Source organism: Williamsia sp. 1138 (assembly GCF_002095435.2).
In the GTDB taxonomy this organism is placed as follows: Bacteria; Actinomycetota; Actinomycetes; order Mycobacteriales; family Mycobacteriaceae; genus Williamsia.
In genome coordinates this window covers 1-12535 of record NZ_MJEJ02000013.1, presented here as the reverse complement: position 1 = coordinate 12535, position 12535 = coordinate 1, and the positions used below count along the sequence as shown (strand labels likewise).

Sequence of the window (12535 nt, the reverse complement as noted above, 5' to 3'; positions counted from 1 at the left end):
CATTCCACTTCTTCTGTAGTCCCGACCGGGAGGACACCCGAACTCCGATGCGCGCGAGTTTCATACTGAGCGAAGTCCTGAACGGACTGCGCCGCAACGTCACCATGACGGTGGCGATGATCATCACCACAGCCATCACCCTCGGCATGTTCGGCGCCGGTCTGCTGGTGGTGCAGATGGCCGACAAGACCCAGGACATCTTCCTCGATCGTGTGGAGATGCAGATCTTCATCTCCGATCCGGTGACCGACGCCGACCCCGACTGCAAGTCGGCGCCCTGCGCCACGCTCCGGACCGACATCGAGGGGACCACAGGGGTCGAGTCGGTGCAGTACATCAACCGCGCGCAGGCCTACCGCGACGCCACGACCAAGACGTTCGCCAACAACCCGGACATCGCGGCACTGGTCAGGGAAGACACCCTGCCCGCGTCGTTCAAGGTGCGGATGTCCGACCCGGACCAGTTCGGCGTCGTCCTCGACACGTTCCGGACCGCGGACGGGGTGGACAGCGTGCTGGACCAGCGCGAACTCGTCAAACGAATCTTCAGCGTCCTCGACGGTGCGCGCAATGCGGCGTTCGCCATCGCGCTCGTACTGGTGTTCGCTGCGGTGCTGTTGATTGCCAACACCGTTCAGGTCGCCGCGTACACACGGCGGACCGAGGTGGGGATCATGCGCCTGGTGGGCGCCACCCGCTGGTACACCCAGCTGCCCTTCCTGCTCGAGGCGGTGATCGCGACCGTGGTCGGTTCGGTCCTGGCCATCGCGGGACTATTCGGTGCCAAGGCGTTGTTCTTCGATCGTGCCCTGCAGGATCTCTACGGTGTGAACATCCTGGCGAAGATCGGCGTCTCGGACGTGCTGTTCGTCGCCCCGTGGCTGATCATCATCGGCGTGGGGCTGTCCAGCATCACGGCGTACGCGACGCTCCGGTTCTACGTCCGCGAATAATCGGGGCGACGCCGCGGCCCCGGCCTGTGTAGTGTTGCGGGGCCATCAGACACGAGAAATCCGGCGGATACCCGGCGAGAGTAGGTGAGAATCGATGAAGGAAAAGGGCCGCAAGGCGATTGCGACGAACCGTAAGGCGCGGCACAACTATGCCATCCTCGACACCTACGAGGCCGGTGTCGCACTGGTCGGGACCGAGGTCAAGAGTCTGCGTGACGGCAAAGCGTCGCTGGTCGACGCGTTCGCGACCGTCGACAACGGCGAGATCTGGCTGCGCGGACTGCACATCCCCGAGTACGGCAACGGGTCGTGGACCAACCACGCGCCACGCCGCAACCGAAAGTTGTTGCTGCACCGCAAGGAGATCGACGGCCTGGTCGGCAAGATCCGCGACGGCAACCTCACGCTCGTGCCCTTGTCGATGTACTTCAACGACGGCAAGGTGAAGGTGGAACTCGCGCTCGCCCGAGGCAAGCAGGACCACGACAAGCGCCACGACCTGGCCAAGCGCGACGCTGAGCGGGAAGTCACCCGAGAGCTCGGTCGCCGCGTCAAGGGGATGCGCTGACCGCTGCGCAGTATCGGCGGGGTCAGGGTTTGGTATCGACCTGGTGTCGCGCCGGGATTGAGGTTTGCATCGCGAAGGACGGTCGACTGCACTGACCCCTGATGAGCATTCGGGGCGGTATCTCGCGAGGGTTGACGGCATGTGTCGGTGTGGTGGCGGTGGTGGCCGCGTTGTGCCAGGGCGTGGGTCCAGCGGCATCCGCGCCGGCCGTGACCGGTAGCAAGCAGATCACCGATCGGTTGTCGATCATCTACGTGTATTCGCCTTCGATGAATCGGGTCATCCCGAATCAGGTCCTACGCCCGGCCGGCAACTCTGCCGGCGCGCCGACGTTCTATCTCCTCAACGGCAAAGGGGGCGGGACCGAGGGTGACAGTTGGGTGAACTACACCAACTACGAAGGGTTCTTCGCGGGCAAACGCGTCAACGTCGTCTCGCCGCTCGGGGGTAAATACAGCTGGTACGCCGACTGGCGTGGCCCCGATCTCGTGACCGGAATCAACAAGTGGCAGACCTATCTGACGCGGGAATTGCCTGCCGCGCTGGCCCCCGAACTGAAGTCGAACGGCGCGAATGCGATCGCCGGACTGTCGATGAGTGGGGGACCGGCACTCGACCTGGCCGGCCAGGCACCCGACGTCTACCGGGCTGTCGCGTCGTACAGCGGCTGTCCTGCCATCGGCAGTCCACTCGGGACTGCGGCGGTCTCGGCGACGGTGGCGTCGGGAGGCGCCAATCCGCTCGCAATGTACGGGCCACCCGGTGATCCGGCCTGGGCCTGGCACGACGCGACGTTGCACCCGAACCGGCTGCGCGGTAAAGCGATATACATTTCTGCTGCCACCGGTCTGCCGAGCGCGGCACCGGGCCCCGCGGCGGTCCCGCTGTTCTTCGGGCCGGCCCAGGTCGAGGTGATCACGCGGCAGTGCACCGATCAGATGGCGGGCGCTCTGCGTTCGGCCGGCATCGGACACACCTACAAGGTGTTCCCGACCGGAGCGCACACCTGGGGTTCGTTCGAACAGCAGATGCGCGACAGCTGGCGTGTCATCGGCCCGGCGATCGGGGCCTGATCCTGCGGCAGTTCCCGGACGCCGATCGTGCCCTTTCCGTCGCCGATCGTGCCCTTCCGGACGTCGATCGTGCTCTTCTGGTCGCCGATCGTGCCCTTCTGGTCGTCGACTGTGCTCTTCTGGTCGCCGATCGTGCCCTTGCCGTCAAGGTCGATACATCTGAGGCCCGCTCGGCGACTGAAAAGGCCCGCACGGTGAGCGAAGAGGCCCGCTCGGTGAGCGAAGAGGCCCGCTCGGCGCGGGTGCGAGGCCACTGTGGAGCCCGATCAGTGAAGCGGGAGGTAAATAGGAATGACTTGTCGTCGACTCTTGTTACACTGAATTGTCCCGTCGCGAACAACGGCGGGGTGCTACCAAGGGGCTGAACGGTTTCGACTGCGTGCGTCTAGGTAGGGGAAGCGTGTCGGTGCAGGCTAGAGACCACCGTAAGCGTCATAGCAAACAATTAAGCGCCGACAAAAATCAGCGCGACTACGCCCTCGCTGCCTAAGCGACGGCTGGTCTGTCGGCCCGGGTGAGCTCTCGCCCCGGGTACCGGCATCATTCAGAGAGCTAACCGTTGCGGGCGGTCGCGGACCGCAATGGGACATCAAACAGCGACTGGGATCGTCATCTCAGCTTGTTCGCGTGACTGAGAGATCCGAGTAGAGACTTAGCGAACTGCACACGGAGAAGCCCTACTGACACGGCGAAGGACCCGGGTTCGATTCCCGGCAGCTCCACCGTTCGAAGCAGGCCAGAGCCACCGGCTCTGGCCTGCTTCTCTGTCTGGACCAGCGCGCTCGTGGAATACCGGCGGCCCGGCGCCTTGTTGGACTCTTGGGTAACGACGACCCCGCCACCGTGTAGCCGTTCGCTGTGGCGCAGAAATCAGACGAAGGGACGACGATGACCCAGGTTCCGAACATCACTCTCAATGACGGCAACACCATCCCGCAGCTCGGATTCGGTGTCTTCCAGATCGAGCCGAAGGACACCGCCGAAGCGGTCAAGACCGCCCTCGAAGTGGGCTACCGGCACATCGACACCGCGCAGATGTACGGGAACGAGAAAGAGGTCGGTGAGGGAATCCGTGCGTCGGGAATCCCGCGTGACGAGATCTTTGTCACCAGCAAACTCAACAACACCTTCCACGAGCCCGATGCGGCCCGCAAGGCCTTCGACACCACGCTGAAGGACCTGGGGCTCGACCACATCGACCTGTTCCTGATCCACTGGCCCCTGCCGACGCAGTACGGCGGCGATTACGTGTCGACCTGGAACACCCTCATCGAGTTCGCGAAAGATGGCCGCTCGAAGTCGGTTGGGGTGTCCAACTTCCAGCCAGACCATCTCGACCGGCTTGCTGCCGAGACGTCGCTGGTACCTGCGGTGAACCAGATCGAGGTGCATCCGTATTTCACCAACGAGGTCGCCCGCCGGTACGGCAAAGACCACGGCATCGCGACCGAGGCCTGGTCACCCATCGCGCAGGGCAAAGTCCTCGACGACCCGGTGATCACCGAGATCGCCGACAAGGTCGGCAAGTCGACAGCCCAGGTCGTCCTGCGGTGGCACATCCAGCGCGGCGACATCATCTTCCCGAAGTCGGTCACGCCGAAGCGGGTCGAGGAGAACTTCGCATTGTTCGACTTCGAACTGGACAACGCCGCCGTCGAGGCGATCAGCGCCCTCGACAAGGGCGAAGAGGGCCGCAACGGCCCCAACCCCGACACGTTCGACTACATCGGCTAACCCATCGGCTAACCCATCGGCCACCCCAGACCACGTGGCACGATCTGCTCCACTTGTGGTGATCCGCTCCGGTTCCAGAGCCCTGGAACCGGAGCGGATCGCTGTAACCGGAGCAGATTTTCTGGTCAGTTCGGCGCGTCGACCCGTGCCATCAACCAGGGAAGCGCATCGGTGAACGCCTGACCGGCGAACTGCCAGTTGTGCCGTCCGGGCACCGGCCGGACGACGACGTCGATGCCCTGTTCGTGGGCCACTGTCGACAATGTCTGAGTAGCCCGGATCTGCGGCGAGGTCAGTCCTGATCCGTGGTGACGGTGACCCTCGGACTGAAACCATCCGCCGACTCCGCAGTACGGGCCGTGCCTTCGCATGGCCGTCGCCGGATCGAAGCGGTCCCAGTCAGCTGCCCGGCCACCGAACAGCGTCGACGTGGTCTGCGCCCGATCGCCCAGGTTGGGGCCCACATCCCCGGAGACGTCGAGAAAGGTCCGGAACAGATCGGGATGTTCGACCGTCAGGTCGATGGCGCAGGTGCCGCCCATCGACCATCCTGCGACCGCCCAACTCCCGGGCCGATCGGAAGCGCCGAACTCCGAGATCACCGCTGGACGAACCTCTTTCGTGATGTGGGTGTCGACGTTGCCGTGAGGACCGTCCACGCATTCGGTGTCATTCGACAGACTGCCCGTCGGATCGACGAAGACCAGTATCGGAGCCTGCCCGTGGTGCGTCGCCGCATAGTCGCGGACCGTCTGCAGGGCCGAGCCGCTACGTACCCAATCTTCGGGTGTGGTGACGACGCCGCCGATCATCACGACGGCCGGCAAGCGCGGTGGGACGTCGCCCGCGAACCACACAGGTGGCAGATAGACGTACTCGGTCCGATGGTGAAACCTGCTGACACTGTCGGACGTCCGCAGCGGGACGATCTTTCCGTCCGGTTCCGGGTTGCCGCGGAGATGGGAAAGCGTCGCGAACGAGATCTGACCCGGCAGCGGCTGCGCCGTCAGACCCTGCCACGCGCGCCCTGCGGTGGGGTAGAAACCCGCCCACTGATTCGCCGCGAGGCCCAGGCAGACGACGGTCAGACCGACCGCAACCATCCCCGTGATCCGCCGCCACCAGTGGTTTCCGATCCACGCGGCGGGAACCAGGAACATCAGCCCGACGGTCAGTGACAACCAGATCCAGAACGTCCAGGGCGCGGCCTCTGGGGCGAGATCTCGACTGCTCAGGACCCAATAGGTCGCAGCCGAAGCGGCAACTGCCGCCGCGGCGGCGAGTGGTAACCACAGCCGCCGCGTTCGGCGGTGACGCCACCGGACGGCAGCGAGGATCGCGACCGCGGCCGCCAACTCCAGGGACGGGACGAACCAGCCGCCGAACAGCGGCAACCCGGCAAGGTTCACTCGCTAGAGACTGGTCGTCGATTCTGTAGATCAGCTGTGGATATGCGTGTGAGAACCCGAAGAAAACGGTTGTCTCACAAGAAACTTCGGACAAATCGGACCGCGGTCGAGTGCCACGCCCAGACATGGTCGAGCATGGCGTGCTTTCCGTCCTCGATCGGAATGAAGGTGGCGTCGACGCCGGCTTCCTGCAACTCGGCAACACCCTTCGCGGTGCGCTTCGGATACGTGCGGGTGTCAGCGGTTCCGTGCATCGCGAGCACTCGCGCGTCGACGTTGATGTACCGCCAGTCCGCGTACTGCCACCAGGGGGCCAGTGCGAGTACCCCGGCCACGCGCTTGTCCGCCGCGAGCCGGGCCGCCACCCGTCCGCCCATCGAATGACCGACCAGGATCACGGGAACATCGGGGTGCGCCTGCAACAACTCGTCGAGGGCACGCTGCGTGGGGGCCATCGGACTGTCGTCTTCACCGTTCCACCCGTACAGCTCGTAGGCCGCCTGATGCACGACAACACCGGGCAGAGCCATGAGGGAAAGTGTGAACGGGTACATCCGCAACGCCGCCGGTTGCTTGCGGCTGTACGGTTCGCGCGATGAATCTGTTCCGCCGGGCAACACCAGCACCAGCGCGCGAGGCTTTCGGCCCGGGATCAGCATGTGCTGGGCGCGGCGGCCCCCGACAACCGGTCATTGATGTAATTCAGCGCGAACGGCACACCCGTGGCGATGGTGGAGCCGTGATCGCCGGGCAGGATGATCGTCTGCACCCGCGTGCCCTGCCGGCACCACTTGGCCGCGGTCGCCTGCACGCGTGCGGTCGGGGTCAGCTGATCGCTCGCGCCCTGGTAGAGCAGCACCGGAATCCGTGGCGCTCCCGGGTACATCTGAACGCTGTTGCGGTTGAGGGCGTCGACCCCCGCCTGATCATCGGACAGGCTGCCGCCGCCGACGACGTCGGCGATCTTCAGGTTTGCTCCGGCGTCGATGATCTGCTGGGTGCAGCTGTTACGGATCTGATCGGCGAGGGCAACACCACGAGGGTTCAGTTGCTCGGACAGCGCGAGTTCGTTTGGGTATTCGCGTTCGAGGCCCAGCGACGCGGCGAAGCCGAGACCGAAGAGCGGGTTGGGGTTGACGCCGAGGGTGCGCGCGATCGCCTCGAGGTTCACCGGGGTGCCGCCCGCCGAGAGTCCGACGAGGTTCAGTTCTGGGGCGTAGGTCGGGGCCAGCACCGCGGCGTAGGCGCTGGCCATCGCGCCGCCGGAGTACCCGGCCAGCGCTGTGCGGACCTTGCCGACCCGGAAGCCGGGATCGGACTGCACCGCACGGATCGAGTCGAGGGTGATCGTGCCGCCGAGACGGGCCGCGCCGTAGGCGCTGGTCGGGCCCAGGTGATCGGGCACGTTGACCGCAACGCCGCGGGCCAGCGCCAGACCGATCAACTGCTGCTCCTGCAGGCCGCCGCGAAACAGCTGGTGCGACGGGGCGCACTGCAGTCCGAGCGAGTTGGTGAACGGCTGGTAGGACAGGAGATCGTGCCGGGCGCCACCGTTCGGTACGAGCACCGTGGTCACCGCGGCGATGGGCTCACCCTGGGAGTTGGTGCTACGGAACTGGACCTTCTGTGCGGTCGATCCCGGAAAGGGACTCGCGGCCGGCTGGACCTTGAGGACCTGGCCGTTGACCGCCGAGGCGAGATCGGCGGGCGCGGCATAGAACGGGTCTCCATCACCGGCCGGAAGATACGGGGCGGCGCCCACGGGTGCGGCGGTGAAGCTGATGACCGCGGCAGCACTGAGTGCCGCCGCCGCAAGAGTCCCCAGAATCCGGCGACCGGACAAATTACGAACACGCATCGATCATCCTCCGTCACCCCAACCGAAGAACCCTCCGCCCGGGACACACGAGCGGTGTTTCGGGTCGAAGTGTAACCCGCACCCACATCGGCGACGGTCGAATTGCCGGCGAGCGGCCCGGCGGGGAGGATTTCGGCGCGGACAACACAGCGAGAGTGATCGATGGCAGAATTCAGGTGGTCCAGTCAATGTCGCCGAGGACCGTGGTTGTCGCCGAGCGGTGATCACGGGACAACCGGAAGGAAATCCAATGGCTCACCCGCGTGCGGGTACCGTCGCTCTCCCCGAGGATCTGATCGATGTGTCGGCGGTGATCGACGCGTACTACTCCGGCACGCCAGACCCGGAAAACCCGATGCAGCAGGTGCTTTTCGGTACCTCGGGTCACCGGGGCTCGAGCCTTGACAACGCCTTCAACGAGAACCACATCCTCGCCACCACACAGGCAATCGTCGAGTATCGCGCGGGTGCAGGCATCACCGGTCCGTTGTTCATCGGCCGCGACACCCACGCTTTGTCGCTGCCCGCATGGCAGACGGCGATCGAGGTCCTGGTGGCCAATGAGGTCCGGGTGCTGGTGGACAACAAGGATCGCTTCACCCCGACACCGGCGGTCAGCCATGCGATTCTCACGCACAACCGTGGCTCGGGAGCCCAGGCCGACGGCATCGTCGTCACACCGTCGCACAACCCGCCGCGAGACGGTGGCTTCAAATACAACCCGCCCAACGGCGGTCCTGCCGACACCGACATCACCGCACTGGTCGCCGCCAGGGCGAACGAACTGCTTCGGTCCGGCGTCGACGCCATCAAGCGAGTCCCGTACGAGCGCGCACGCAAGTCCGAGTTCTGTGGCACCTATGACTTCGGCGCCAACTACGTGGACGATCTGTCCTCCGTCGTGGACCTCGCCGTGATCCGCAACGCGGGGATCCGGATCGGGGCAGACCCGCTCGGGGGTGCGTCCGTGGGTTATTGGGCCGAGATCGGGGCCCGGTACACCCTCGAGAATCTGACGGTGGTCAATCCCACTGTGGATCCTGCCTTTTCGTTCATGACACTCGATACCGACGGCAAGATCAGGATGGACTGCAGCTCGCCGAACGCGATGGCGTCGCTGATCGGCGCCCGCGACCGCTACGACATCGCAACCGGCAACGACGCCGACTCCGATCGGCACGGCATCGTGACCCCCGACGGGGGACTGATGAACCCGAACCATTTCCTGGCCGTCGCCATCGACTACCTCTTCACGCACCGCGAGGGCTGGTCGCCCACGGCCGCGGTGGGCAAGACATTGGTCTCGTCGTCCATGATCGACCGGGTCGTCTCGGGAATCGGCCGCGACCTCGTGGAGGTGCCGGTCGGTTTCAAGTGGTTCGTTCCGGGCCTGCTCGACGGGTCCATCGGCTTCGGTGGGGAAGAGAGCGCGGGGGCCTCGTTCCTGCGCACCGACGGCACGGTGTGGACCACCGACAAGGACGGCATCATCATGGCGTTGCTGGCGTCGGAAATCCTTGCGGTGACCGGTAAATCGCCGTCGCAGCGGTATGCCGAACTCGCGGAGCAGCACGGTGGATCACCGTCCTATGCGCGCACGGACGCTCCGGCGAGCCGTGCCCAGAAAGCGGTGCTCGCGAAGCTGTCAGCCGATCAGGTCACCGCTACAGAATTGGCCGGAGAGCCGATCACCGCGACGCTCACCGAGGCGCCGGGCAACGGCGCGAAGATCGGTGGACTGAAGGTGACGACGAAGAACGCCTGGTTTGCGGCGCGTCCGTCGGGCACCGAGGACGTCTACAAGATCTACGCCGAATCCTTCAACGGCCCAAAGCATCTGGCGAAGGTGCAGGCCGAGGCGCAGAGTTTGGTGGACGGGGTATTGGGGTCGTAGCGGCGAGGATGCCGATGCGGTGTGCTCAACCCGCTGCCGGAACGCCGATGAGATAGCCGACGAAATAGGTTGCGCCGGCTGCGATCGCACCGAATGCGAGCTGACGGAGCGCGCCTTTCCAGATGGGTTGATTCGTGAAGCGGGCGGCGAGCCCGCCTGCCAGCAGCAGCCCTGCCGCGCCCAGGAGCAACGCCGCGGACAGGGATTCGAATCCGAGCAGATAAGTGATCAGCGGAATGATCGCGCCAAGGGAGAACATCAGGAACGACGACACCGCGGCCACCATGGGCGAGGGCTGATCCTGGGGGTCGACGCCGAGTTCGTGCGTCAGGTGCAGGTTGACGGCCTTGTCGCTGTCGAGGTGGATCTCTGCCGCTGCAGCTGCGGCGGTGTCCGCGCGCATCCCGAGGTCGACGAACAGTTCGATGAGTTCGTCGAGTTCGGCCCGCGGGTGTTTCGCGAGTTCGCGACGCTCGACCACGACCTCGGCGTCGACCTGCTCGTTCTGGGTCGTCACCGAGGTGTACTCGCCGAGGGCCATCGAGAAGGCGCCTGCCACCAGCCCGGACACCCCGCTGAGAATGATTGTCTGCCCGGACGCACCCGAGGCCCCGACGCCTGCGACCAGACTGATGTTCGTCACCAGACCATCCATCGCGCCGAAGGTGGCCGCGCGCAGCCGCCCGCCCGCGACATCGGCGTGGGTGTGGCCGATTTCATCGACGCCTTCATCGGGTGGGTGGGGCTCATCGTCGGGCGGTATCGGAGCCGGCATCCAGCGATGCTATCGCCCGGTGGGAGCAAGTGCTCAGAGTTCTCTCAGGCGTGCGTCGTTACGCTGATGCAGGTGGGAAACAAGTGCTCGCCCCGTGCGGGTGTCGCGGAAGAAAGTGTTCCAAAGGAAAAACATTGAGTAACAAGAAGAAGCAGCCGGTACCCAAGACGAGCACCTCGAAGTACCAGCCGCGCAAACAGTCGAGCACCATGACCTACGTCCTGGGCGGGCTGGCCGTGGTACTGATTGCCGCGGTGGTGATCGGCGGGATCGTGTGGAACAACAGCCGCAGCAACGGCGAGGCTGACACCGATGTGCTGGCGACCTCGGCGACCTTCACGGTGGGCAGCGCCACTGCCCCGCACACCATCGACATGTTCGAGGACTTCCAGTGTCCCGCGTGCCGCAACCTGGAACAGTCGTCGGGTGCCGCTGTCACCGACGCCGTGAACAGCGGTCAGCTGCAGGTCAGGTACCACATGTTGACGTTCTTGAACAAGCAGTCGGGGTCGGGGACCTACAGCTCGCGGGCAGCCGGCGCGATGAAGTGCGTTGCCGACGGCGAGAGTCAGGACGTGCAGCTCGCATTCCACTCGAAGCTCTTCCAGGTACAGCCGGCCGAGGGCGGCCAAGACCACGACAACGCCGCGCTCGCAGGGTTCGCCGCGGACGTCGGCGCGAGTGAGGCGACTCAGCAGTGCATCAGCGACGGCACCCAGGTCCGTGCTGCCGAGGATTCGGCCGAGCAGTCACAGGCGGAGTTGGCCAACGCCACCGGTGGTCGGGTGGGGACGCCCAGCGTGCTGCAGGATGGCAAGCAGGTCGCCACCACGTCAGGACCGCAGTGGGTCGCCGACATCCTCGGCTCGAACAACAGCTGAGATCGCACAGCGGATTTGGTCGGGCTCGCGCTGATGGTGTAATTTCGGTCGAGCACGCTGCGCCGGAGCAAGTGGCCGTGGCAGGGTGTGAAAACCGAATACGGGGCTATGGCGCAGCTGGTAGCGCACCACACTGGCAGTGTGGGGGTCAGGGGTTCGAGTCCCCTTAGCTCCACCCGACAAAAGAACCGAGTCGCCCTGTGGCGGCTCGGTTTTTTCGTTCCGCAACACAAACGCACACGGTTCGGTCATTTGCACACGTTCGACCCTCTCTGCCATCCTGGTCGTAAGACACAAGGTGTGGTAGGGGTGGTGGGGATGGAGTGTGACATGGATTTGTTGGATACCCCGATCGATATCCCGATTGGACGGTCAGCGAAGGGGCGGCGGTCGTTCCCGATCGCGTTCCGGGTTGCGTTTTTGCAGCGCTGGGACCTGGCGGTGCAACGCGGCGCCAAGACTCGGTTGATGCGTGAGTACAACCTGACTCGGGCGACCGTGCGAGAGTGGTTAGAGGCCCGCGAGTCTGGTGCGTTCAGTGACTCGATGGTCGCTGCCGCCGACAAAACGAGGGACCGCATGGACAGCCAAGACCGCGCTGAGCTGGCCCGGTTGCGCGCCAAAGTCGCCCGGTTGGAGAAGAAGAACGCCCAGTCCGAGGCGGCGTTGGAGATCATGGGAAAAGCCTTCGAGCTCTTGGACGGGATCACCAAGAGCTCGACCGAGGACGAGGGTCCGCAGATCCCACCGGCGTTGATGAGCGCCGAGCAGTACCAGGCCTGGCTCAAGCGACATCATCTTTCCTGACCGAGTTGGTCACCGCCTTGGCCACTCACACCTGGATCGGGGTCAAAGCCGCATGCGCATTGACCGGTCTGGCTCGCTCGACCTACTACCGGATCGAGCGCGGTTACCGTCATTACAAGCCGGTCCAGGATCCGGTGCCGCACACGCAGCGGTTCCAGCCGGCTGCGCTGACCGCCACCGAAGAAGAGGTCATTGTCGAGATATTGAACCGTGAAGAATACGCGGATCTGTCTGTGCAGCAAACATATTGGCGCGCTTTCGACAAGCGTGAGATCGGTTGCTCACCACGCACGTTCTACCGGATCGCTGCGCGCTACGGCACGGTCGGTGACCGCCGCCGCGGCCACCACAGCAGCCCCGGCAACCACAGTCGATCCAAACCAATCATTCATGCCAGCGGCCCGGGTCAGTTGTGGTCCTGGGACATCACCGACCTGCACGGCCCGACCAACGACGACCGCTACAAGCTCTACCTCGCGATCGACGTGTTCTCCCGCCACCCGGTCTGCTGGCGCATCGAGTACACCGAAAACAAGCCCGCCGCGATCGACATGTTCACCACCGCCATCGCCGAGCACGGCCC

At 64.9% G+C, this 12535-nt stretch carries 12 protein-coding genes, 1 tRNA gene and 1 other RNA gene; 10 read left to right on the top strand and 4 right to left on the bottom strand.

Going from position 1 to position 12535, the window contains the following annotated elements; translation table 11 throughout:
- The first annotated feature begins 47 nt into the window (after positions 1–47).
- From ftsX to BH683_RS00570, 5 genes are all read left to right on the top strand, one after another.
- The gene (gene ftsX, locus BH683_RS00595; RefSeq protein WP_084834332.1) at positions 48–953 is read left to right on the top strand and encodes a permease-like cell division protein FtsX; all 906 of its coding nucleotides are present in this window, start codon (positions 48–50) and stop codon (positions 951–953) included.
- Between the two features lie 94 nt (positions 954–1047).
- Entirely contained in the window at positions 1048–1521 is a 474-nt protein-coding gene (smpB, locus tag BH683_RS00590; protein WP_084834331.1) for an SsrA-binding protein SmpB, read from the top strand.
- Between the two features lie 101 nt (positions 1522–1622).
- Positions 1623–2594 carry an alpha/beta hydrolase family protein gene (locus tag BH683_RS00585; RefSeq protein ID WP_084834330.1) on the top strand — a complete coding sequence of 324 codons (972 nt, stop codon included), beginning with the start codon at positions 1623–1625 and terminating at the stop codon, positions 2592–2594.
- 357 nt (positions 2595–2951) lie between these two features.
- Positions 2952–3319: a transfer-messenger RNA gene (gene ssrA, locus BH683_RS00575) on the top strand.
- 163 nt (positions 3320–3482) lie between these two features.
- On the top strand, positions 3483–4328 hold the full coding sequence (locus BH683_RS00570; protein WP_084834360.1) for an aldo/keto reductase: 846 nt from the start codon (positions 3483–3485) through the stop codon (positions 4326–4328).
- Between the two features lie 125 nt (positions 4329–4453).
- On the opposite strand, the gene BH683_RS00565 is transcribed toward BH683_RS00570, so the two are convergent.
- The 3 genes from BH683_RS00565 to BH683_RS00555 form a co-directional block, all read right to left on the bottom strand.
- Positions 4454–5737, bottom strand: coding sequence for an alpha/beta hydrolase-fold protein (locus tag BH683_RS00565; protein WP_246833126.1), 1284 nt, complete (start codon positions 5735–5737; stop codon positions 4454–4456).
- A gap of 74 nt (positions 5738–5811) precedes the next feature.
- Positions 5812–6396: an alpha/beta fold hydrolase gene (locus BH683_RS00560; protein ID WP_084834328.1), complete on the bottom strand. Its 585-nt coding sequence runs from the start codon at positions 6394–6396 to the stop codon at positions 5812–5814.
- Complete coding sequence (locus tag BH683_RS00555; protein WP_084834327.1) at positions 6390–7595, bottom strand: lipase family protein; 1206 nt, start codon at positions 7593–7595, stop codon at positions 6390–6392. The genes BH683_RS00560 and BH683_RS00555 overlap by 7 nt, the downstream gene beginning before the upstream one ends.
- A gap of 250 nt (positions 7596–7845) precedes the next feature.
- Here BH683_RS00555 and pgm point away from each other — a divergent pair, with 250 nt between their 5' ends.
- Positions 7846–9489 carry a phosphoglucomutase (alpha-D-glucose-1,6-bisphosphate-dependent) gene (gene pgm, locus BH683_RS00550; protein WP_084834326.1) on the top strand — a complete coding sequence of 548 codons (1644 nt, stop codon included), beginning with the start codon at positions 7846–7848 and terminating at the stop codon, positions 9487–9489.
- Between the two features lie 25 nt (positions 9490–9514).
- Here the strand turns inward: pgm and BH683_RS00545 are convergent, their stop codons facing one another.
- The gene (locus tag BH683_RS00545; protein ID WP_084834325.1) at positions 9515–10264 is read right to left on the bottom strand and encodes a VIT1/CCC1 transporter family protein; all 750 of its coding nucleotides are present in this window, start codon (positions 10262–10264) and stop codon (positions 9515–9517) included.
- Between the two features lie 134 nt (positions 10265–10398).
- On the opposite strand from BH683_RS00545, the gene BH683_RS00540 reads away from it, so the two are divergent.
- The 4 genes from BH683_RS00540 to BH683_RS00525 all read left to right on the top strand — a co-directional run.
- Positions 10399–11145 carry a thioredoxin domain-containing protein gene (locus tag BH683_RS00540; protein WP_210405135.1) on the top strand — a complete coding sequence of 249 codons (747 nt, stop codon included), beginning with the start codon at positions 10399–10401 and terminating at the stop codon, positions 11143–11145.
- Between the two features lie 102 nt (positions 11146–11247).
- A tRNA-Ala gene (locus tag BH683_RS00535) sits at positions 11248–11320 on the top strand.
- A 155-nt stretch (positions 11321–11475) separates the two neighbouring features.
- The gene (locus BH683_RS00530; protein ID WP_084834288.1) at positions 11476–11952 is read left to right on the top strand and encodes a hypothetical protein; all 477 of its coding nucleotides are present in this window, start codon (positions 11476–11478) and stop codon (positions 11950–11952) included.
- Between the two features lie 5 nt (positions 11953–11957).
- Positions 11958–12535, top strand: a 578-nt coding sequence (locus tag BH683_RS00525; protein ID WP_143695939.1) for a DDE-type integrase/transposase/recombinase, incomplete at its 3' end; no start/stop codon positions are given.

Coding starts and splice junctions, on each gene's coding strand:
- BH683_RS00555 (WP_084834327.1), bottom strand. CDS start 7,595: ATGCGTGTTCGTAATTTGTCCGGTCGCCGGATTCTGGGGACTCTTGCG.
- pgm (WP_084834326.1), top strand. CDS start 7,846: ATGGCTCACCCGCGTGCGGGTACCGTCGCTCTCCCCGAGGATCTGATC.
- BH683_RS00570 (WP_084834360.1), top strand. CDS start 3,483: ATGACCCAGGTTCCGAACATCACTCTCAATGACGGCAACACCATCCCG.
- smpB (WP_084834331.1), top strand. CDS start 1,048: ATGAAGGAAAAGGGCCGCAAGGCGATTGCGACGAACCGTAAGGCGCGG.
- BH683_RS00560 (WP_084834328.1), bottom strand. CDS start 6,396: ATGCTGATCCCGGGCCGAAAGCCTCGCGCGCTGGTGCTGGTGTTGCCC.
- BH683_RS00585 (WP_084834330.1), top strand. CDS start 1,623: ATGAGCATTCGGGGCGGTATCTCGCGAGGGTTGACGGCATGTGTCGGT.
- BH683_RS00530 (WP_084834288.1), top strand. CDS start 11,476: ATGGATTTGTTGGATACCCCGATCGATATCCCGATTGGACGGTCAGCG.
- ftsX (WP_084834332.1), top strand. CDS start 48: ATGCGCGCGAGTTTCATACTGAGCGAAGTCCTGAACGGACTGCGCCGC.
- BH683_RS00545 (WP_084834325.1), bottom strand. CDS start 10,264: ATGCCGGCTCCGATACCGCCCGACGATGAGCCCCACCCACCCGATGAA.